Consider the following 20,422-nt stretch of genomic DNA (forward strand, 5'->3'; position numbering starts at 1 on the left):
TCCTTCCTCCTAGTCTGCCAGATGGGCAAATCCCATTTTATCACGGATCTTATCGTGAAGATTTGCAATTACAGCTGGTTTTTCTACTTTTGGAGCATCCTCATGAAGAAGCCAAGTTTTAGCCCAATGCGTTTCTGATACTGAGAATTGAGGAGCTTTTTGTTCGAAGTCAATCTGCATTGCATAGTCAGAACGCAAGGCAAAGGCATCCCCTTTCAGGTCAGTATAAAGCGACGGAGGTGTTCCTGGTATTGAGTAAAGATCCCCTTTATCATCAGCAAGCTGAGGCAAGCTAGACAAGAGACTCCAAGTATATGGATGGCGAGGGTCATAGAAGACTTCCTCAACAGTTCCATACTCAACGATTTCTCCCGCATACATAACTGCTACCTTATCCGCAATACTTGCTACCACACCAAGGTCGTGGGTGATAAAGATTGTTGTGAAATGGTACTCGTTTTGTAAAGATTTTAGCAAATCAATAATCTGTGCTTGGATAGTCACATCCAAGGCAGTCGTTGGCTCATCACAGATCAAAACATCAGGTCGGCAGGCAAGAGCAATAGCAATAACGATACGTTGACGCATCCCTCCAGAATATTGGAATGGGTATTCATCAAAACGTCTATCTGCATCTGGAATCCCAACCTTATTCATGTAGTCAATGGCCAATTCTTTCGCTTCTTTAGCTGTTTTTCCTTGGTGTTTTACAATAACTTCTGTAATCTGACTACCAATTGTTTTAATTGGATCCAAACTAGTCATTGGATCTTGGAAGATAGTCGCAATCTTAGCCCCACGAATTTGTTCCCAATCCTTGTGAGAAGATAAAGCTGTCAAATCTTGACCACGGTAGTCAATACTACCTTGGGCAATACGACCATTTTCTTCAAGCATACCTGTGAAAGTCTTTGTCAAAACAGATTTCCCTGATCCTGACTCACCTACCAAGGCCAACACTTCTCCTTCAACTAGTTCAAGGGAAACGCCACGAATGGCTGTTAATACTTTGTCACGAACGTCAAATTCCACGACAATATCGCGAGCAGTCAAAATTACATTTTTTTCTTTTGTCATTTCTACTCCTATCTATGTGTACGTGGATCACTAGCATCCGCTAAGTTTTGACCAACTACGAAAAGGGACAAGGATACCAAGACAAGGGTTGTCAATGGAATCCAGAACAAGTAAGCATTGGTTGTTACGTTTTGTGAATAATCCGAAATCAAACGGCCCAAACTTGGCACGGTAATCGGCAATCCAAGTCCGAAGAATGACAAGAAGGCTTCGTATGAGATAAAGCTTGGAAGCATCTGAGTCATAGTTGTCACAATAACAGATACCAATTGAGGCATGATATTTTTGGCAACAATCTTCAAGGTTGGAGTTCCCAAAGTACGTGACGCCAAATTGTATTCCAAATCACGGTAACGCAAGATTTGTACACGAATCATGAAGGCAATCCCAATCCATGTTGTTACACTCATGGCAAAAATCAGATTCCAGAATCCAGCTCCGATTGAGTAAGTCAAGACAATGACAATCAAAAGAGATGGGATGTTTGAGATGACGTTATAAACTTCCATCATCACACGGTCAACTGATTTTGAAATTCCCCAAATACCACCAACAAAGACACCGATAACCAAGTTAATCACTGTCGCAATCACAGAAATGAGGATAGAGTTTCGAGCTCCGAACCAAACACCGTCAAAGAGGGATTTACCGTTACTGTCTGTACCGAACCAATGCTCAGCATTTGGCTTGATATAACGAGCACTAAAGTCGTTTACCTTGCTGACATCATTGAAATCAAACTTAGAAAACATTGGGTAGATGAAACTCATCAAAATGATAGCTACCAAGATTCCCAACATGATTACAGTTGATTTTTTCTTCATGAATTGTCTAAACACTGATCCCCAGTATGAATAAGCTGGTGCATCAATGGCTTCAGAGGCAAAATCGTCACGTTTTACAAACTGAAATTTTTCTTTATCGATTGTAGACATTATTTGCCTCCTTTCTCAGTCAATTTAATACGTGGGTCAATAATCGTCATCCAAATATCTCCCAAAAGAAGTGAGAAGATAGAAATACATGTAAAGATGAAGACAAGACCTACGACCATAGAATTATTAGATGCTTTTACAGAGTCAATCAACATTTTACCCATACCTGGGAAGGCAAAGACTGTTTCAGTAAGGGTTGCACCACCGATAACCCCGATAACAGCACCAGGAATTCCTGAAACCAGCGGAACCATGGCATTTTTAAAGATGTGTTTATTTGAAATTTCTTTTTCAGACAAACCTTTGGCACGAGCAAAACGAACAAAGTCCTGCGACTGCAAGTCAATCATGTAACGACGAATCCAAATAGCGGTACCAGGAGCACCCAATAAACCAAGGATAACTGCTGGTAAAACATATGAACGCCAATCTCCAGCACCCAAGATAGGGAATGAATCTGGCAAGCCGATTGAAGAACCAGCCAAACGAACGATATAAACCAAGGCAATCGTTGGAAGAGCCATCAAGAAGGTCAAAGCCCCTGTTGAGAAGCTATCAATCCAAGTATTCTTGAAGCGAGCCATAGCTGAACCAAGTGGCACGGCAATCGCATAAGAAATCACCAAACCGATCAATCCAACAACAGCAGAGCTGGCAATCATTGAAGGATATTGGTAGTTACTTTCAGTAGCCGTATAAGGATCATCTTTTCCGTAGTTAGCTACTTCACGAGAGTCAGCCTGACTAGGTGATTTGTAGGTTCTTGAGTAAATATTTACAGAAGAAGTTTTCTTACCTGTTGGGAACTGAACTTGAGCAGTTTTTGTTTGCCCTTGTCCCTGAGTAATAACCTGTAAAACAGGGCTATTAGCATAGGTTGGATAAGAATCCCCTAAATTAATGTTCACAAAATTTTGATGCACAAATGGGAACTGACTGTTGAAGTACAAGAGATATTTGTGTTTAGTTCCTGAACCAACCAAAGACCATCCGATCGCTGGATCGTTTTCAAAACGAAGGTAACGTTTCAAGTCTGGATTTTCAGGGTCTTGAATTTTATTTGTATGATCAATATCAATCAAGTTAGCATAGAATTTGAAAACACGTTCAAAAATTGGAATTTCACGAGTAGCGTAGAATTGGCCACTTTCAGTAAATTCTCCCAAGGTCCAACCATGACCGATTTGTTTGATGTATTTTTCGTAGATAGCCTTGTTGGTGTCATTGGCTTCAACGGTTACAGAAGCATCCATCTGACTAGCTTTTTCTTGCAACTCTTTGGTATCGTAGTACTCAATATAACCCATACGCTCATAAACAGTATTCTCATAGTTATCACGTTTATCAGCAGTTGTCGCAATCTTGTTATAGTTGGTATCCTGTTTGAAAATCAATTTTCGAGGAACCATTGTATAGATAATCGTGTAAGTCAAGGTTGTTACTAAGAAGATAGAAACCAATGACCGCAAAACACGCATAAAAATATATTTTTTCATATCATTTCCTTTAAAAATCCCAAAAGAACCTTCTCCTCATGGAGAGAAAGTTCTATTGAAAATTATTTACTTCACATGACTTGCCAATTCTTTTTGAGCTTTCTCGTTTGACTCAGTCTTTTCTTTCAACCATTTTTCACGAGCTTTTTCATACTCTTCTTTGGTGATTGCTTTTTCACCAACTTCAGTGTACTTCAAGTATCCTGAATTTTCACCTTTAAGGCCGGCTACAGAATACGAAGAGCTAAATGGTAGAACTTTTGAAACATATGAAACGGCTGTTTCTTTAGGAGAAGCCATTACTGGAATTGTCAAAGCATTATCAGTCAACCAAGCTTGTGCTACTGCGTATTTTTCATAACGTTTTTGAACATCTTGGTTTTCGCTGTTTGCGTCATCAAGTAATTTTCCATAGTCAGCTAAACCAAGTTTGCTCACTACTGATGCATCAGTGCTTTGGTCGATACCAAGGTAAAGACGAGTGTTTCCTCCCTTAATGACGAACTGATCCAAGAAAGTAGACGGATCTTGATAATCAGGGTTCCATCCTGACAAGGTATGGATATCCCAGTCTTGCTCTTTAGCTGTCGGAGCACTAAATGAAATTGGTAAAGCTTCTGCTTGAGTCATTTGTTGCAAGTCTACAACAACATTATCTGAACCCAATACTTTTTCAATTGATTGTTTCAATGATTGAACACGGTTTACAACCGCTGTTGATTCTTGGATAACCAAGGCATCCAAGTGAATTGGGAACTCAACACCTTCAGCTTGTAAACTTGCTTTTGCCTTAGCAAATACTTCTTTAGCTTTTTCTTCATTGTAAAGTCCATTTTGAGAATCTGCTAGAGACACGTTTGACCAAGTAGAAGAATTTGTCTTAGCCAAGCTATCTTGTACCAATTCACCAAATGTCTTCTTACCAACTTGAAGATTATAAGGTGCAAACGTATTACGGATGGCTACTGAAGCTCCATCAGTACCATTTGTTTGAGCTGAGTAAGAATTGCGATCGACTGCAAAGTTCAAGGCTTGACGGAATTCCTTGTTTAGCAATGCTTTCTGAGTAGATGTCTTTTGAGCATCACTTGTTTTGGCAGTGTGGTTATAGGTTGTACGGCCATAGTTCAAGCTGACAGTTGCAACACCCGCACCTGGTTCATTAAAGTAAATGTTATCTTTGAAGTCAGCTGCATATTTTTCATATGTAGAACTTGTAGGGAAGATACGCGCCTTGCTATATTGACCATCGGCAAAACCTTTGGCAATCACATCTTGGTCCTTACCATCCCAGAAAGTGAACTTAACGTTCTCAATTTTTACATTTTCTTTGTCCCAGTAAGCATCATTTTTAGCCATCTCGATAGATGATTTTGGAGTTACAGATTTTAAGACAAATGGACCGTTATAAAGAATAGAGTTAGCATCTGTTGGGGCACCAAAACCTTCCCCTTTTGAAGCTAAGAATTCTGCATTAACCGGCATCAAAACACCACTAGTGGTCTTGTCATTCCAGAAAGTTTCTGGCTGGTTCAAGGTATATTCTAGTGTTTGATCATCAAGTGCTTTTACACCAACGGTTGAAAAATCGCTTGTTTCACCCTTGATATAAGCTTCTAATCCCTTAATAGAAGAGCTAACGATTGAAAGTCCTTTTGATTTTCCATCTACGGCGTGTTTCAAACCAGTAACGAAGTCTTTAGCAGTGACAGGAGCGTATTCTTCTCCCTCTGCAGTTACCCATTTAGCATCCTTACGGATTTTATAGGTATAAGTCAAACCATCTTTTGAAACTGTCCATGATTCAGCAATAGAAGGAACCAGGTTACCATATTTATCATTAGCCAACAAACCATCTACAGCATTTGTTGTGACGAATGATGTTGAATCGATATTGCTGACGATATAATCCAAGGTTTCTGGATCTGTTTGATAAACATATTGGTAATCTTTTGCTAATTTAGCATTATTTGAACTAGTGTTTGAACACGCAGCTAGAACTCCTGACGCTAATAAGGTAGCTCCCGCTACAGCAAGCACTTGACTTTTTTTCATTTCTTTACTCCTCTTATAAAGTATAGGTTATTATTAATTATACCATATATTTCAAGATATTTCAAGAAAAGTAAACGAATTTTCAGAATATTTAGGCTTATTAACACAAAAAATCTGAAAAAGCTATTGACTGAAAATCATTTTCAAGGTATAATAATAAACGTTAAGGCGGTATAGCCAAGTGGTAAGGCACGGCTCTGCAAAAGCTTGATCGTCGGTTCAAATCCGTCTACCGCCTTCTATAACTTGATTTATCAAGTTGCAAATGAACAGAAAGCCCCGTTTGAAGGGCTTTTTTCTTTTGATAAATATATATAATTTACAAACATTTTGGGGCTAAGTTTTTCGAGGATACAATTCCCTCTTGAAATCAACTGAAAAAAGCTTCGTCACGCCTGGTGACAAAAGCCTCTAGTTTACTCTGTTTCTTCTTCTATTTCAACTTCGGTAATTTGGACTTTTACCTTGGTAACACGTCCATTTTTCACCTTATCATTGGTTAGGATAAGCTGTTTGTTTTGGCTGACCAATTCATAGCTGAGTTTCTCAGTCGTTGGAATACTCCCAATTCCTGTCAAATAATAACCAGCGATGGTATCAACGTCATCACTTTCCAGTTCAACATCAAAGTAGCTATTAAAATCATTGAGATTCATGGTACCTTGAACAATGTAAGTATCATCGCCAATCTGATGAACATCTATTGCTGCTTTATCCGTTTCGTCATCGATTTCCCCAACGATTTCCTCTAAGAGGTCTTCAAGGGTCACCAAACCAGCCATCCCACCGTATTCATCTAGCAAAATTGCCATTTGTCTTTGGGTATTGCGCAATTCTTTTAGCAAGTCATCCACAAAAATAGTTTCAGGAACAAAGAGTGGATCTTGTAAAATTCTCTTCCAAACAATATTGTCAAAACCGTCTACAAAGGCTGCCTTAAGAAGACTCTTGGTATGAATAATCCCAATCACGTTATCCTTGTCTCCATCATAGACAGGGATACGAGAATAATTTTGTTTTAAAATACTTTGGATGATGGTTTGACTATCATCTTTAATATCAACCATGAAGGCATCCGTTCGAGGAACCATAACTTCTCTGGCCATCAGTTCATCTAGTGAAAAAATCCCCTGTAACATCTCAATTTCGTCAGCATCTAGTGTTTCTTCACTATTTGTCAGCATGTAGGCAATTTCATCACGGGTCATTTTTTCATCAGCATCGTCAAAGGCCACAGGAGTCAAGCGACTCAAAAGATTAGTAGACGCAGACAAGAGCCAAACAAAGGGATTAACTAGTTTTCCCAGCCCAATAATAACTGGCGCTGTACGAATCGCTAAGGCATCTTTTAGATTAAGAGCGATTCTCTTAGGATACAATTCCCCAAAAACGATGGAAATATAAGTCAAAAATGCTAAAGATAGAAAACTTGCAATAGCATAAGCTGTTTCACCATTTCCAAGCCAAGATGCAATTTCTCGTCCCAGAGTCTCTGCCAAACTCGCCCCTGACAAAATCGTAATCAGGGTAATCCCTACTTGAATGGTTGATAAAAAGTGGTTAGGATTTTCTAGTACCTTCAGCAGACGGATATAGCGTCTATCTCCTTCTTCTGCCTTTTGTTCAACCCGCGCACGGTTAAGTGACACCATGGCCATTTCTGTGGCTGAGAAAAAGGCATTCAACACCGTCAAGATAAACAATAAAACAAATTGTAGCAACAAATTCTGACTACTTGGGTCTTCCATAGTTCTTCTCCTAAAATAGTATCTTATCCTTTATTATATCACAAAATCTAGTCCAGTACATATTATTTTTTCTTAGTACCTATTCTAGCCCTGCTTAAACTAGTAAAAAAGAACCCCTACATCCACAAGTGACATAGGAGTTTATTTTGTATTTTACTGAGTAACCGTTACTTCTCCAGTTCGGTAATCCAGTTGAAGCCCTTTTTGAACATTGGGAACTAGAACATTAAATTCCAATTCGCCGTCTGAAGACTTGGCTTCAATCTGTGAAGCTGAAGGAACTAAATCCTCGTTTGAAGCATAATAAAGAGTTACACGGTAACGAACACGCTTGTTTTGGTCCAAGGCCTTACGTACCATACTTTCATAGTAGTTTTGACCAGTCGAATCCTCGGCCTGTGCCTGATTTGCCCAGGCTGTCTGAACAGCAATGTTTTTAGGATTGCTTGTTGAGGCATCAAAACCATCTAAGCCACCGATTAAAGCATAGCCTAACAAGTGACCTCTATCGACCGCATGGGTATAAGTACCCTTTAGATTCTTAACCTGATGCCAGCCTGGAGGAGTCCATGAAGTCGAACCATTCCCCGTTTCTTCACGATTCTTGTACTGGCGAGTTGCCTTAGACAAGAGAGCATTTGCTACGGTTGGCACGGTTTCCTTGCCCACTGTCTTTGTTTTATTATCAGCGTAGGGCTTACTTGAAACCTTGGCATCTAGATTTGTTTTATTACCATTGACGATAAAAGCACCTGAGCCATTCCACTCCAGACTCCCTTTTATTTGACTCTTGACTGCATCTGTTAAGACACTTTCTGCCAATTCTTGACTAGGAGCCTCAGACGCTTGTTTTTTCTGACTAAGCTTGGTTTTGGGACTATTCGCTGTCGACTGCATCTGCTTAATATAATAGCTTCCCACAGATAAAAGCAATAACACTAGCAGCCCGATCAATGTCTGTCTTGTTTTTCTATCCATTTTTCTCCTTATCTCTAGAAAAAGACTGGTTCTCCAGCCTAATTTCCTGTAAATTTATGAATCAATTCCTGCCATTTGGCTGGAGACAGGATAGCCCATGGATCTTGACCCTTGCCCAAGATTCCATAACCTACCATTAAGCCAATTCCTAGGGCCAGAGTACCTAAAATCAGTACCAGGATGACTAAAAGTAAACGCTTGACTACGTAGCTTGATTTCTTATTCATCTTCATCACTTGCCTCAATCCGCTTAATCTTAGCACCTAGCTGCGCCAATTTCTCATGGAAACGGTAGTAACCTCTATCCAAGTGAACCAATTTACCAACTACAGTTTCTCCTTGTGCTACCAAACCTGTCAAAATCAAGGCTGCGCTGGCACGAAGGTCAGTTGAAAGAACTTCTGCTCCCTGCAAAGGCTGTTCACCAACAATACGAGCTGTATCACGGATAATCTCAGAGTGCAAGCCCATGCGGCGCATCTCTTCTAGATGTTGGAAACGATTTTCGAAAACTGTCTCCACCATAGTTGACTCCCCTTTTGCGACGGTCATCAAGGCTGTAAATTGAGCCTGCATATCTGTTGGAAATCCTGGGTGGGGCAAGGTTTTCACATGAACAGCTTTTAGATTTTCTAGTTGAGAACGAACACGAATTCCTTCGTCTTCTTCAATTACTTCAACACCCATTTCAAGTAACTTGGCAATCAAGGGACGGTTGTGCTCCCAGACAGCGTCTTTAATCAAGACATCACCACCGGTCATGGCAGCAGCCACCATAAAGGTTCCTGCTTCGATACGGTCTTGGACTACATTGTGAGTCGTACCATGAAGTTTCTCAACACCAGTAATGGTAATAGTCTCTGTACCAGCACCCTTAACCTTGGCTCCCATTTCATTAAGGAGAATGGCTAGGTCAACAATCTCAGGCTCACGCGCAGCATTCTCAATCACTGTCACACCATCAGCCAGAGTCGCTGCCATCATCAAGTTCTGCGTAGCGCCAACACTTGGGAAGTCCATGTAGATATGAGCCCCATGTAAGCGATCAGCCTTGGCTTCGATATAACCAGCTGTCTGACTAATCTTAGCCCCCATAGCTTCTAGACCTTTCAAATGAAGATCAATAGGACGGCTACCAATGGTACAACCACCTGGCATGGATACCTTAGCATGACCTACACGAGCAAGAATTGGTCCCAAGACAACGATGGAGGCGCGCATCTTGCTGACATACTTGTAAGGAGCTTCCTCAGTGATATCACCAGTCGCATCCACCTCGACAAGATGAGCCTCCTCATCAAAATCTACCTTGGCATTCAAACCACGAACCACCTGATTCATAGTGAAAACATCTGACAAGATAGGAACATTCTGCAAGACGGTCTTTCCTTCACTTGCTAGAATAGTCGCTGCCAACAAGGGCAAGACTGCATTCTTTGCTCCTTCGATCGTAACACTTCCTACCAGACGATTATCGCCACCTTGAACCACAATTTTTTCCATACTTCTTTCCTTTACATTTGATTTTATAATAATCCTCTAAGCGCTTCTTGCCACAACTGATATAGGCTGATAAAGAATGAACTCATGATGTAGCCCATTACGATGCTGAAAAGAGCTATCAATAAACGGACTTTTCTTGTATTCTCAGCTGTCACTTTTAAAACTTTTTCCCATCTAACAAGATCCTTTAAAAGGTAAAAACTCACATAAATAAAGAGCATGTGACTGCTTAGAGTGAATAATAATTGAACCATTTGACTATTATACCATCTTCTCTGTTTGTGCGCTAGTTTGGAAACTTCACTTAAAATTAGGGATTGTTTTTCAAGTAATCAATTGCATCTTGTAGGGTTTTAACGGGAACAATTTTCATATCTGTCTTGATTGTTTTGGCTGCTTCTAGGGCTGTCTGATAATTGTTTTTCGCATCTGGATGTGCTTTTTGTTCTTCTTCGCTAACAGGGTTATCAGGGGCAAAGAAAATAGCAGCACCTTCTCTAGCCGAAGCTACAACTTTCTTATCGATACCTCCAATATCCCCCACATTCCCATCGCGGTCAATGGTTCCTGTACCGGCAACAATGCGGCCATTACGAAGGCCAGGGTCAGCTATTTGGGTATAGATGGCCAGACTAAACATGAGACCAGCACTTGGTCCGCCGATACCGGCTGTTGAAAAGCGAATTGGGACATCACTGGTCACTTCTGTACGGTCAATCAATCCGATTCCAATCCCATTTTTGCCATTTTCCAAGGTGATAATCTTACCTTCTGCAGACTTGGTTTGCCCATCCTCTTCATAGGTCACTTTAACTGAGTCCCCTAATTTTTGAGAATTGACGTAATCAATCAAATCTTTGGAACTATCAAAGGTCTGATCATTGACTGCTGTGACCGTATCAGAGATGTTGAGAATCCCTTTAAAGGTCGAATTATCCGTCACAGTCAAAACATAAACACCAAGGTATTTGAGTTCAATATCCTTACCAGCTGTTTTTAGCCCTTGATACTTGGCCATATTTTGCGATGTCTGCATGTAGAATTGATTAATTCGCATAAATTCAACATCGGAAGAACCACCTGTAGTCTCCTGAGCACTGCGAATATCTGTAAAAGGCGTCAACCAAGCATAAATCATATGAGCTAAAGTAGCATGCTGAACACCGACCGTAACGAAGTGATAGGCACCAGCTTCCTTATCTTCTGTGTCATTTACTTTAAGGACTTGGCGAATATCTTCCGAACCACCTGGAACCTCTATATAATAGGGCAAGGGCACTACAAATGCCAAGAAAGTCACAATCAAGGCCGCAATGACGTATAAGGGCCATCTAATCTTTTTTTTCATTTCTTATTTCCTCCAAAATACTCTCGGGAACATAGCAGGCAATATCCTGACCAAACTTCAAAATCTCTCTAACGCCTGATGAACTGAGATAGAGATGTTCAGGTCGACTATGTAAATAAATGGTCTCTATATTAGGAGACAGCTGATGGTTGTAGTAATCAAAACTGGCTTCATATTGCAAATCCGCTGCATTCCTCAAACCACGCACTAGACAAGTAGCCCCCAGTCTTTTTGCGACATCAACCACCAATTCATCATGAGAAGACACAACTTCAACATTTTCCAAATGTTTCAAAGCCGTTTCTAGTCCCCGTTTACGACTTTCGATAGGGAGAAATCCTTGTTTGTGGGGATTAAAAAAAATACCGACATAGAGCTTATCAAAGAGTCTGCTCGCCCGTTCAATGATATCCAGATGCCCATTTGTCATAGGATCAAATGAGCCTGTGAATAATCCAATCTTATCTGACATAGACTGTCACCTTACTAATTCCATAAATTTTTTCTTTCCAGATTCCAAGACAAGCAATTTCTTCTGGAAGTTCTACCATTCTATCTGTCTCACACACGACCATGACATCTTCAGAAAAAAGCGCTCTTTCAGCCATTTTTTCAATATCTGCTACGATTTGTTCCTTGGCATAAGGAGGGTCTAAGAAAATGAGGTCAAATTCCCCAGATACCTGTTCCAATGCTCTTTCTGCATCCATCTTGAGGAGTTGAAATTTTCCAATTTCCTTGGTCATCTGGATATTTTCAGCCACGATGGTCTGAGCCTTACGGTCTCGCTCCACCAAAACAGCACTGGACATGCCACGCGATACTGCTTCGATAGATAAACCACCACTACCTGCATAAAGGTCCAAGACTCGTCCCCCTTCAAAATAGGGACCAATCATGTTAAAAATGGCTCCCCTAACCTTATCCGAAGTAGGTCTTGTCGTCTTGCCTTCTAGTGTCTTGAGGGGACGTCCCCCATAGATTCCTGATACGATTTTCATACCGTTTATTATACCAAATTATGAGCGAAAAGAGAAAGAAAACCGAACCTTGCGGTTCGATTCTCTACAAAATATTTTCGTAAGTATCGCGGACTTCTTGAGGCCAAACACTTGTTTGCACTTCTCCGATATGTTTCTTGCGAAGTAAGAACATGGCCATACGAGATTGTCCAATTCCTCCACCGATTGTCAATGGGAATAGGCCATTCAACAATGCCTTGTGCCATTCCAATTCCAAGCGGTCTTCGTCACCGGTGATTTCTACCTGACGACGAAGGGTTTCTTCATCTACACGAATCCCCATAGAAGACAACTCAAAGGCTCCACCTAGAGATTCATTCCAAACCAGAATATCACCATTTAGACCCTTGTAGCCATTTTCAGACTCACTTGTCCAGTCATCGTAGTCTGGTGCACGTCCATCGTGCGGTTTACCGTCTGGTAATTCACCACCGATACCAATCAAGAAAACAGCACCAAATTCTTTACAGATAGCATTTTCACGTTCTTTTGGAGTCAAGTCTGGGTAGCGTTCTACCAACTCTTCTGTATGGATGAAAGTGATTTGTTTTGGCAAGATAGACTCGATGTCATAGCGAGCTTCAACAGCTAGCTCAGTCAGGCGAATAGCCTTGTAAATCTTCTCAACAGTTTCTTTTAGGTAAGCAATGTTACGTTGGCCATTTGGAATGACCTTTTCCCAGTCCCACTGATCAACATAAACAGAGTGGGTAGCATCCAGCGAGTCTTCGTCTGGACGAAGGGCCTTCATGTGAACAAAGAGACCTTCACCCTCACCGAAACCAAAGCGGGCCAAGGTATGGCGTTTCCATTTAGCAAGTGAGTGCACCACTTCATAAGTAGCATCAGGGATTTGGAGAACCTTGACCGATACGGCATTCTCCACACCTGATAAGTTGTCCTGCATCCCATCACCGACCTTACTCAAGATAGGACCTTGCACTTCGACAACTTCTAGCTTATCTTTCAAATACTGGGTAAAAGTGTTTTTGACAAAAGAAATTTCTTCTTGTTGATGGATAAAACTTTTCTTCATAAACTACTCCTCAAAAATTAATTAAAAGCATTATACACCTATTTCCAAGAAAAGAAAAGAGAAATTTTAAAAAAATCAGTGTCACTCAAAACACTGATTTCATAGACCTTTTAATCATTGCGGCCAAAGATACGTAAAATGCTTAGGAAAAGATTGATAAAATCAAGATAGATACTGAGAGCCATTGACACAACCCAACCTGTCGCCACACGACCTTGTGATTGTTCATATGCGAGACGAATTCTTTGGTTGTCCCAAGCAATCAACCCTGAGAAGACCAAAACCATGGCTACGCTAATCATATAATCAAAGAAGCCACTAGCTAAGAAAATATTAACTACCATGGCAATCAACAAACCGATTAGAGCTGCCATCATCGCTCGACCAAGCCCACTCAAATCTTTCTTGGTGAACATACCGACTGCCGCCATAACAAAGAAGAGAAGGGCGCTTGATACAAATGCAGATAAAACTGTACCCGGAGTATAGAAGGCCACCACAAAACTCAGGGTAAAGCCGTTTAATACTGAGTAAAGTAAAAATACTGGAAGAGCCGCTGGACTATTCTTTAAGGCCATGTTACTGGCAACGAAAACCAAGGCCAACTCTGCAAAAGTTGCAATGGTCAACCAGAGACGCCCCTGCATCAAAAAGTAAACCAGCTGAGACTGAAAGACCGTCAACATAAGGCCTGATACTAAAGCGGATAATCCGATCCCCAGACCAACAAAGGCATAAACCTTAGCGTAAAATTGATTGAGACCTGCGCGGTCATGAATAATAGTGTGATTCATCTTTTCTCCTTTTCTATGAACATCTTTCCTTGATTATAACAAAGAAAGTTAAAATTAGCTTAAATGGAAAATCAAAATACCAGCTGCAACTGCAACATTCAAACTCTCTGCCTTACCCTTCATGCTAATATGGACCAACTGGTCTGCACTTTCAGCCATGAGGGAACTAATTCCTTGACCCTCATTTCCCATGACTAGTACAAAATTTTCTATGGGAGGCAGTTCTCTGTAATCAACAGAATCTTTAGATAGAGTTGTTGCCAGCACTGGGATACCTGCCTCTTTGGTTTCCTTAAGAAGCGCTTGACTAGACATCCGGTAAATAGGCAGATGAAAATGACTGCCTTGCATGGAACGTAGAGTCTTGAGACTGTAGATATCTGCCGACTTTTCTGAAACAATTACTCCTATAAAACCTGCTGCATCCGCAGTCCGAATGATGGTTCCCACATTACCAGGATCTTGCACATCTTCCAAAAACAAGAACTTGCCCTGACTCAAATCAACTTGTCCTACTTCTTCTTTTTGAACCACCGCAACAATGCCCTGTGGAGTCTGAGAATCCGCCAAATCTAGCAAAATATCCTCTGAAACCCAGACAGTTTGCGAAAAAGCAGCTAACTGATCTCGGTAAGTTTCTAAGGCAAAGATTTTCTCAATCGTCACTCCAGCTTGAACAGCTTCTTCAAACAAGTGCCAGCCTTCAATCAAATAAGCAGACTTGCGGTATTTTTTTTGGTGTAATTTCTTGGCATTTTTTACCACAGAGTTGGCTTTTGAGGTTATAATAGTCATAGAAATATTATAACACAATCAAAGGAGTTTGGTATGCAAAAGGTTAGAATGATTGCCCAAGGTAGGGTGCAGGGAGTCGGCTTTCGTTGGGGTGTTTACAGCTTGGCACTTGAAATTGGTGGCATCACAGGTCGAGTATGGAATAACGACGACGGAACAGTGGAAATTTTAGCCCAAGCAGACTCATCTGCTACCATGGCAAAATTTATCCAAGAAGTCCGCAAAGGACCCACACCTTTTTCAAAAGTCAGCTACTTAGATGTCCAACTGAGCAACTTTCCTCCCTACCCTGACTTTAAAATCGCAAATTAGGTCTCTAGAACTATTGTATATTTTGTAAAAAAACAGTAGAATAGAAAGGTATAATTTTTAAAGAAGGAATAAAAACAGTGAAATCTATTAAACGTTTTGCACTCTCGGCTATGGGAGTGGCTATGTTGCTAGTCTTGACTGGCTGTGTTAGCGTCGATAAAGCCACAGGAAAGCCAATAGGATTTATTTGGAATACTATCGGAGCGCCTATGGCTGAAGCTATCAAGTACTTCGCTACTGATCAAGGTCTAGGCTTTGGTGTCGCTATCATCATCGTAACCATTATCGTGCGCTTGATTATCTTGCCACTTGGTATCTACCAATCATGGAAGGCAACGCTTCACTCTGAAAAGATGAACGCCCTCAAGCACGTCCTTGAGCCACACCAAACTCGTCTCAAGGAAGCGACTACTCAAGAAGAAAAACTCGAAGCCCAACAAGCTCTCTTTGCTGCTCAAAAAGAGCACGGCATCAGCATGTTTGGTGGTGTAGGATGTTTCCCTATCCTCCTTCAAATGCCTTTCTTCTCTGCAATTTACTTTGCTGCCCAATATACTGAAGGTGTTGCTCAAGCAAGTTACCTAGGAATTCCTCTAGGCTCTCCAAGTATGATTTTAGCTGCCTGCGCTGGTGTCCTTTACTATCTTCAATCACTCCTTTCACTTCACGGAGTAGAAGATGAAACGCAAAGAGATCAAATCAAGAAAATGGCTTACGTGAGCCCAGTCATGATTGCCGGCTTCTCCCTCATCTCACCAGCTAGTGTCACTCTTTATTGGGTTGTCGGTGGTTTCATGATGATTCTCCAACAGTTTATCGTCAACTATATCGTTCGTCCAAAACTTCGCAAAAAAGTCCGTGAAGAACTAGCCAAGAACCCACCAAAAGCAAGTGCTTTCTCTACACCAAGTGGACGAAAAGACGTTACCCCTGAACAACCAACTGCTATCACAAGCAAGAAAAAACATAAAAATCGCAACGCTGGAAAACAACGTTCGAGATAAAGCTACGTAAATTATCCAATAATTAAAAAACGAATGAATGATAAATAGTTTTCATCAACTAGATATCATCATTCGTTTTTATTATCTACCGTTACATCTTATACTAGTCGAAAAAGTTAAATAGTTTAAAAGCTCACATATAAAAACTATTCAATCATAAATTAACAAGTAACTCGCTATGATTTAATACAATTCACAGTTATTAAAACTTCTGCTCCCGCGTCTCTATTTCTAAGCTCAACTCGGCCTTTGTGTAGTTTTGCAACTCTACATACAAAACTAAGTCCAATACCATAATGTTGCTCTTTAACCGATCTAGCTTTATCCATACGATAAAAGAGCTTCCCAAAATGATTTAAAACTTCCTCTGGAAATTCCGAACCATTATTCCATATACCTATTTTCAATTCCTTCCCCTCTTGCTCTACCCTAATGTTAATTTTAGGATTCTGTTTATCTGCATACTCCAAAGCATTTGTTAAAATATTTTGTATGGCACGAATTAGAAGAGATGGATTTATATAATAGTTTTCAGTTCCTTTCACATTTTGTTCAAAAGAAAACTTCATCTGATTTTTTATCAAAAAAGAAACTTCTTTCTCTAATTCATTGATAAAATCTGAAGAGGAATACTCCGTCCAGCCTGTCTCATCATCATAATAGGTTTTAGAATAGTGAATTAATTGATTGAAATAATCTAGTAACTGTTGACTAGCTCTTTCTATATCTGCTAAGCATTCTTGAGATTGGTCGTTTTCAGTTATCGCCTGCAAAAATTCCACATTTCCCCTAATAATGGTTAAGGGAGTTTTTAAATCATGAGAAGCTGCTGAAACCTGAAACATTAAATCTTCCTTCTGCTGTTTCTCATCAACTATTAATTGTCGAATTCTATCTTGCATCACAATAATCCGATTTCCTGTCTCGCGAAATTCTTTAACTGTTAAACTTTCTGTACATTCCTTCTCCAACCACATACTATTTTCATAAATCAAAGTCATTTCATAACTCAGTTTTTTCAACAATTTTCCAATGTGATAACTTATTAGAATAATCAATAAAACACAAATATATATCCATGATGACACATTAAAAAAGATTGATAGAACACCACTATTGTTTAAAGGTTTCCCATCTTCATTTATTTGTATAGATACTGAAGCTAAGGGAATAAGATAGGCCATTAGTAAGCCAAGACTAAACTGCCAAATAATTCTCCAACAGGTTTCTCGAATTAATTGTCTAAAACTTTTGATTCTACCCATTGATATCCTCCACCGTACAAGGTTTTAATTGGATTTAATTGATAAGGTTTCAGCTTTTGACGAATTTGATAAATGTACTCTGAAACCGAACGTAAAAGCGCTTCGGAACTTTGTGGATATAGATAATTATAAATTTCCTCAATAGAATATATTTTACTTGGGTTGCTTGCCAAAAGATTCACTATGTCAAATTCCCTCCTTGTCAGAGCAATCTTATCATCGTTTACAAATAGTTCCTTACTATCCGTATATAGTATAAGCTTCCCAATCTTTATTTGATGAACATTTCCTTTAGTTCGTTCTTCACGACGTAAGTGCATTTTAACACGTGCTAACAATTCTTGCATACTAAAGGGCTTCATAATATAATCATCAGCACCTGCATTGATTCCAGCTACTAAATCTTCATCCATATCCTTGGCAGTTATAAAACAGATAGGAACAGTTATCTGCTCGCGAATCATCTGACAGATTTCTAAACCACTAACAGGCATCATAATATCTAATAGAATCAAGTCAAAGCCTGTAAAATCACAAAGATCAATCTCTTCTATCTTATTTCGTATGACTACTTCATATTTTTCATATTCTAGTACTTTTTTTATTAGGCGAAGAATAGCAAGATCATCATCTACAACCAAAATTTTATAAGCCATAACTCACCCTCCTGAATATATTATAGCACTACCTGAGAAAAAGACAGGATATCCCCTGTCTTTAGCCTACATTTTTTCCTATGAGTATCAATGTAGCAAATAGAAAAACAATTAATAACCAAACTATTTGTATCCCTAAGCCTTGCCACACTGGATAATAAAGAGACAATGGATAGGTATAAAAACAATTCATACTAGCCAGTAATGGTAAATTTCTAAAAAAAGAACTGAATTGTAATAACATTTGTCCCAAGCCCAATAAAAGGGATAAACTGATTCCCAAAATTAAGATAAAAGACTGGGAAATAAATACAAAAATACCACTTAAAAGAGCGAAGGTTAGAATAGAAATACAAGCTGGAAATAGAATTGTTAGAACATGTTTAATATTACTCAAAAGATTGATATTGTAGTATACTTGCGCGATTAGTATGCATAATGATATTACAGCAACCAATAATACAATTTCCATACATAATACAATAGCTAGTTTACAGATTATAAATTTCAAACGATTTGGACAGGTAAGAAAACTGGTACGAAGGCTAGAACCTGTAAATTCTTGACCTATAAATAGAACCGCTAGACTAATGAAACCTGCCTGTCCTAAATAGAGACTTTGCAGTAGCTGTTCCAAAACAAACTGTAGGGTCAACTGGTCTGGCTTACTATTTAAAAAAATAACCATCGCCGGAACACACAGTAATAGAGCACCTATAATCAACCAGTGCCAAGGATTCATCATAAACTTGAGATACTCACTTTTAAGTTGCTCTTTCAACCTATTCACCTCCTCCAATATCTGACTTAAGTAAGCGGTAAATTGCTAAAGCCAAGAATGAAGAGTTCCAACAAAGTAAAAATAAAATATGTTGTAAACTATTATGTTCTAAAATTTGAGGAGATGTAGCAATCAATCCTTGCCCCAATGCAACTGGAAGAAATTTTGCAATCGATATATAGTTTGCTAAGAATGTTCCTAAATTGTAGACTTGAGGAAGCAAAAATAATAGAGGAACAATGGCTGTTTTAAATGTCAAAGCCATAATATAGGCCAGCAGTCCCAACAAAGTCCAAGCTATACTGGCTAAAAATATATAGAACCAAACTGTTCCATTTAGTGAAAAAAGCATTAAGCCATCTTGTCCTAAAACATAATGTGTCATGTTAATCGTAAGGAATATTGATAGAAAGGAAATGAGAAAAGAAAATACAAGCCAAACTAATGTTTTTGAAACTAGGAAAGTACTTCGATTTGTAATAGAGAGGAGGCTTGTACGAATAGCAGAGCATTTATACTCCTCGGCTCCGTAAATTGAGCCTAGGATAATCATAATAAAAACACCAAATAAAGTGACATCAAAACCTAAAAATTCAATAGGAGGTATAGCTTCTGCTAATTCTGGATTTGTCTCTGGTGTAGCATGGATACCAACTGAAACAATTTGAGAAGCACCAATATTTGCTAAAAATGTTTGAAATACCAGTATCAAGAATAGTACAATATGAGTAGCTCTCCTATAAAGTAATTTCAATATTTCAGAATGAAGAGAGTAAATAAGTACCATGTCACTTTCCTCCTTCTGTTAAACTAAAGAAGACTTCTTCTAGTGAAGAAAGATTTTTCATCACTTCTTGTAAAGTTCCTTTTATAAGAACTTTTCCTTTATTTATAATAACGACATCATCTGTTACTGCTTCCACTTCCGATAATATATGAGATGATAGCAAGACTGTCTTCCCTTCTTGAGCTTGTTTTTTTATAAACTCTCTAAACCACCGAATTCCTCTTGGATCCAACCCATTAGTCGGTTCATCCAATATCAGATATTGAGGATTTCCTAATAGAGCTGTTGCAATTCCTAAGCGTTGTCCTTCGCCTAATGATAATTTTCCAATTTTAGATTTTTTCTTATGGCTAATATCCACCATATCCAAGACTTGCTCAATTCGCTGACTGGATATCCCATTACTAGCAGCAACAATTTTCAAATGTTGATAAACAGTCCGATCATCAGGAGCTCCTACACTGTCAAATGAAGCTCCTACAATCTTTAGAGGAAATTTTAATTCCTTATAAGTTTGATCTCCAATTTTGGTAAGACCAGATGTTGCTTTGTCTAGTCCTAATAAAATACGTAAGGTTGAACTTTTTCCAGCTCCATTTGGACCCAGGAAAGCAGTCACTCTACCTGCTTTTACTTCAAAAGAAATATCTTTTAAAATTTGAGTTTGTCCATATGACTTACATAAATTTTTAATGGTAATACTTTGTTCCATGATGTTCTCCTATTCTATTTAATATTTCTAAAAGTAACTATATCTTACACATTCTTTTTCGGATTTTTTTCAGAATTTAGAGAGTCAAAAGATTTAATACTCAATGAAAATCAAAGAG

Annotated in this window: 22 protein-coding genes and 1 tRNA gene; 3 read left to right on the top strand and 20 right to left on the bottom strand. The window is 39.2% G+C overall.

The genetic code is table 11. The features are described from left to right. Positions 1–9 precede the first annotated feature (9 nt). From ACORHU_RS08710 to ACORHU_RS08725, 4 genes are all read right to left on the bottom strand, one after another. Positions 10–1,077 carry an ABC transporter ATP-binding protein gene (locus ACORHU_RS08710; RefSeq protein ID WP_000159549.1) on the bottom strand — a complete coding sequence of 356 codons (1,068 nt, stop codon included), beginning with the start codon at positions 1,075–1,077 and terminating at the stop codon, positions 10–12. Positions 1,078–1,085: 8 nt separating this feature from the next. Continuing rightward, positions 1,086–2,012, bottom strand: a complete 927-nt coding sequence (gene oppC / locus ACORHU_RS08715; protein ID WP_061759327.1) for an oligopeptide ABC transporter permease OppC — start codon at positions 2,010–2,012, stop codon at positions 1,086–1,088. After that, a complete protein-coding gene (locus tag ACORHU_RS08720) occupies positions 2,012–3,508 on the bottom strand; it encodes an ABC transporter permease (RefSeq protein WP_061087582.1) in 1,497 nt (498 codons plus the stop codon). Before ACORHU_RS08720 ends, oppC begins: the two co-directional genes overlap by 1 nt. A 66-nt stretch (positions 3,509–3,574) precedes the next feature. Then, on the bottom strand, positions 3,575–5,563 hold the full coding sequence (locus ACORHU_RS08725; protein WP_434364368.1) for a peptide ABC transporter substrate-binding protein: 1,989 nt from the start codon (positions 5,561–5,563) through the stop codon (positions 3,575–3,577). A gap of 167 nt (positions 5,564–5,730) precedes the next feature. On the opposite strand from ACORHU_RS08725, the gene ACORHU_RS08730 reads away from it, so the two are divergent. Further along, a tRNA-Cys gene (locus tag ACORHU_RS08730) sits at positions 5,731–5,801 on the top strand. A gap of 178 nt (positions 5,802–5,979) precedes the next feature. Here ACORHU_RS08730 and ACORHU_RS08735 read toward each other — a convergent pair. The 11 genes from ACORHU_RS08735 to ACORHU_RS08785 all read right to left on the bottom strand — a co-directional run bounded on the left by ACORHU_RS08735 (position 5,980) and on the right by ACORHU_RS08785 (position 14,787). Then, positions 5,980–7,311 (bottom strand): hemolysin family protein, encoded by a 1,332-nt coding sequence (locus tag ACORHU_RS08735; RefSeq protein WP_061759330.1) that lies wholly within the window; start codon positions 7,309–7,311, stop codon positions 5,980–5,982. Between the two features lie 153 nt (positions 7,312–7,464). Further along, the gene (gene endA / locus ACORHU_RS08740) at positions 7,465–8,289 is read right to left on the bottom strand and encodes a DNA-entry nuclease EndA (RefSeq protein ID WP_434364370.1); all 825 of its coding nucleotides are present in this window, start codon (positions 8,287–8,289) and stop codon (positions 7,465–7,467) included. Positions 8,290–8,327: 38 nt separating this feature from the next. Further along, complete coding sequence (locus ACORHU_RS08745) at positions 8,328–8,516, bottom strand: DNA-directed RNA polymerase subunit beta (RefSeq protein ID WP_061088603.1); 189 nt, start codon at positions 8,514–8,516, stop codon at positions 8,328–8,330. Then, positions 8,509–9,792: a UDP-N-acetylglucosamine 1-carboxyvinyltransferase gene (murA, locus tag ACORHU_RS08750; protein WP_061087579.1), complete on the bottom strand. Its 1,284-nt coding sequence runs from the start codon at positions 9,790–9,792 to the stop codon at positions 8,509–8,511. Before murA ends, ACORHU_RS08745 begins: the two co-directional genes overlap by 8 nt. 23 nt (positions 9,793–9,815) lie before the next feature. Then, the gene (locus ACORHU_RS08755) at positions 9,816–10,046 is read right to left on the bottom strand and encodes a DUF1146 family protein (protein WP_063612229.1); all 231 of its coding nucleotides are present in this window, start codon (positions 10,044–10,046) and stop codon (positions 9,816–9,818) included. 56 nt (positions 10,047–10,102) lie between these two features. Next, the gene (locus ACORHU_RS08760; RefSeq protein ID WP_061087578.1) at positions 10,103–11,140 is read right to left on the bottom strand and encodes a SepM family pheromone-processing serine protease; all 1,038 of its coding nucleotides are present in this window, start codon (positions 11,138–11,140) and stop codon (positions 10,103–10,105) included. Further along, on the bottom strand, positions 11,124–11,612 hold the full coding sequence (gene coaD / locus ACORHU_RS08765) for a pantetheine-phosphate adenylyltransferase (protein WP_061087577.1): 489 nt from the start codon (positions 11,610–11,612) through the stop codon (positions 11,124–11,126). Before coaD ends, ACORHU_RS08760 begins: the two co-directional genes overlap by 17 nt. Next, complete coding sequence (rsmD, locus tag ACORHU_RS08770; protein ID WP_061087576.1) at positions 11,602–12,141, bottom strand: 16S rRNA (guanine(966)-N(2))-methyltransferase RsmD; 540 nt, start codon at positions 12,139–12,141, stop codon at positions 11,602–11,604. The genes coaD and rsmD overlap by 11 nt, the downstream gene beginning before the upstream one ends. 64 nt (positions 12,142–12,205) lie before the next feature. After that, positions 12,206–13,198 carry an aspartate--ammonia ligase gene (gene asnA, locus ACORHU_RS08775; RefSeq protein WP_049541035.1) on the bottom strand — a complete coding sequence of 331 codons (993 nt, stop codon included), beginning with the start codon at positions 13,196–13,198 and terminating at the stop codon, positions 12,206–12,208. A gap of 110 nt (positions 13,199–13,308) precedes the next feature. Beyond that, complete coding sequence (locus tag ACORHU_RS08780; protein ID WP_001016903.1) at positions 13,309–13,992, bottom strand: Bax inhibitor-1/YccA family protein; 684 nt, start codon at positions 13,990–13,992, stop codon at positions 13,309–13,311. 54 nt (positions 13,993–14,046) lie between these two features. Next, positions 14,047–14,787, bottom strand: coding sequence for a TrmH family RNA methyltransferase (locus tag ACORHU_RS08785; protein ID WP_434364374.1), 741 nt, complete (start codon positions 14,785–14,787; stop codon positions 14,047–14,049). A gap of 33 nt (positions 14,788–14,820) precedes the next feature. Between ACORHU_RS08785 and ACORHU_RS08790 the strand changes: the two genes are divergently transcribed. Then, on the top strand, positions 14,821–15,099 hold the full coding sequence (locus ACORHU_RS08790; RefSeq protein WP_434364376.1) for an acylphosphatase: 279 nt from the start codon (positions 14,821–14,823) through the stop codon (positions 15,097–15,099). A gap of 77 nt (positions 15,100–15,176) precedes the next feature. After that, on the top strand, positions 15,177–16,103 hold the full coding sequence (gene yidC / locus ACORHU_RS08795; protein WP_434364378.1) for a membrane protein insertase YidC: 927 nt from the start codon (positions 15,177–15,179) through the stop codon (positions 16,101–16,103). Positions 16,104–16,279: 176 nt separating this feature from the next. Here yidC and ACORHU_RS08800 read toward each other — a convergent pair whose 3' ends face one another. The 5 genes from ACORHU_RS08800 to ACORHU_RS08820 all read right to left on the bottom strand — a co-directional run bounded on the left by ACORHU_RS08800 (position 16,280) and on the right by ACORHU_RS08820 (position 20,304). Beyond that, positions 16,280–17,368 carry a sensor histidine kinase gene (locus ACORHU_RS08800; RefSeq protein ID WP_434364380.1) on the bottom strand — a complete coding sequence of 363 codons (1,089 nt, stop codon included), beginning with the start codon at positions 17,366–17,368 and terminating at the stop codon, positions 16,280–16,282. Beyond that, complete coding sequence (locus tag ACORHU_RS08805; protein WP_000323582.1) at positions 17,338–18,024, bottom strand: response regulator transcription factor; 687 nt, start codon at positions 18,022–18,024, stop codon at positions 17,338–17,340. Before ACORHU_RS08805 ends, ACORHU_RS08800 begins: the two co-directional genes overlap by 31 nt. A gap of 61 nt (positions 18,025–18,085) precedes the next feature. Then, entirely contained in the window at positions 18,086–18,805 is a 720-nt protein-coding gene (locus tag ACORHU_RS08810; RefSeq protein WP_434364382.1) for an ABC transporter permease, read from the bottom strand. 1 nt (position 18,806) lies between these two features. After that, a complete protein-coding gene (locus tag ACORHU_RS08815; RefSeq protein ID WP_434364383.1) occupies positions 18,807–19,592 on the bottom strand; it encodes an ABC transporter permease in 786 nt (261 codons plus the stop codon). Position 19,593: 1 nt separating this feature from the next. Next, positions 19,594–20,304 carry an ABC transporter ATP-binding protein gene (locus ACORHU_RS08820; protein ID WP_434364384.1) on the bottom strand — a complete coding sequence of 237 codons (711 nt, stop codon included), beginning with the start codon at positions 20,302–20,304 and terminating at the stop codon, positions 19,594–19,596. Between the last annotated feature and the right edge of the window lie 118 nt (positions 20,305–20,422).

It is taken from the genome of Streptococcus sp. KHUD_015 (assembly GCF_051106265.1).
In the GTDB taxonomy this organism is placed as follows: domain Bacteria; phylum Bacillota; class Bacilli; order Lactobacillales; family Streptococcaceae; genus Streptococcus.

Coding starts and splice junctions, on each gene's coding strand:
- ACORHU_RS08710 (WP_000159549.1), bottom strand. CDS start 1,077: ATGACAAAAGAAAAAAATGTAATTTTGACTGCTCGCGATATTGTCGTG.
- oppC (WP_061759327.1), bottom strand. CDS start 2,012: ATGTCTACAATCGATAAAGAAAAATTTCAGTTTGTAAAACGTGACGAT.
- ACORHU_RS08720 (WP_061087582.1), bottom strand. CDS start 3,508: ATGAAAAAATATATTTTTATGCGTGTTTTGCGGTCATTGGTTTCTATC.
- ACORHU_RS08725 (WP_434364368.1), bottom strand. CDS start 5,563: ATGAAAAAAAGTCAAGTGCTTGCTGTAGCGGGAGCTACCTTATTAGCG.
- ACORHU_RS08735 (WP_061759330.1), bottom strand. CDS start 7,311: ATGGAAGACCCAAGTAGTCAGAATTTGTTGCTACAATTTGTTTTATTG.
- endA (WP_434364370.1), bottom strand. CDS start 8,289: ATGGATAGAAAAACAAGACAGACATTGATCGGGCTGCTAGTGTTATTG.
- ACORHU_RS08745 (WP_061088603.1), bottom strand. CDS start 8,516: ATGAATAAGAAATCAAGCTACGTAGTCAAGCGTTTACTTTTAGTCATC.
- murA (WP_061087579.1), bottom strand. CDS start 9,792: ATGGAAAAAATTGTGGTTCAAGGTGGCGATAATCGTCTGGTAGGAAGT.
- ACORHU_RS08755 (WP_063612229.1), bottom strand. CDS start 10,046: ATGGTTCAATTATTATTCACTCTAAGCAGTCACATGCTCTTTATTTAT.
- ACORHU_RS08760 (WP_061087578.1), bottom strand. CDS start 11,140: ATGAAAAAAAAGATTAGATGGCCCTTATACGTCATTGCGGCCTTGATT.
- coaD (WP_061087577.1), bottom strand. CDS start 11,612: ATGTCAGATAAGATTGGATTATTCACAGGCTCATTTGATCCTATGACA.
- rsmD (WP_061087576.1), bottom strand. CDS start 12,141: ATGAAAATCGTATCAGGAATCTATGGGGGACGTCCCCTCAAGACACTA.
- asnA (WP_049541035.1), bottom strand. CDS start 13,198: ATGAAGAAAAGTTTTATCCATCAACAAGAAGAAATTTCTTTTGTCAAA.
- ACORHU_RS08780 (WP_001016903.1), bottom strand. CDS start 13,992: ATGAATCACACTATTATTCATGACCGCGCAGGTCTCAATCAATTTTAC.
- ACORHU_RS08785 (WP_434364374.1), bottom strand. CDS start 14,787: ATGACTATTATAACCTCAAAAGCCAACTCTGTGGTAAAAAATGCCAAG.
- ACORHU_RS08790 (WP_434364376.1), top strand. CDS start 14,821: ATGCAAAAGGTTAGAATGATTGCCCAAGGTAGGGTGCAGGGAGTCGGC.
- ACORHU_RS08800 (WP_434364380.1), bottom strand. CDS start 17,368: ATGGGTAGAATCAAAAGTTTTAGACAATTAATTCGAGAAACCTGTTGG.
- ACORHU_RS08805 (WP_000323582.1), bottom strand. CDS start 18,024: ATGGCTTATAAAATTTTGGTTGTAGATGATGATCTTGCTATTCTTCGC.
- ACORHU_RS08815 (WP_434364383.1), bottom strand. CDS start 19,592: ATGGTACTTATTTACTCTCTTCATTCTGAAATATTGAAATTACTTTAT.
- ACORHU_RS08820 (WP_434364384.1), bottom strand. CDS start 20,304: ATGGAACAAAGTATTACCATTAAAAATTTATGTAAGTCATATGGACAA.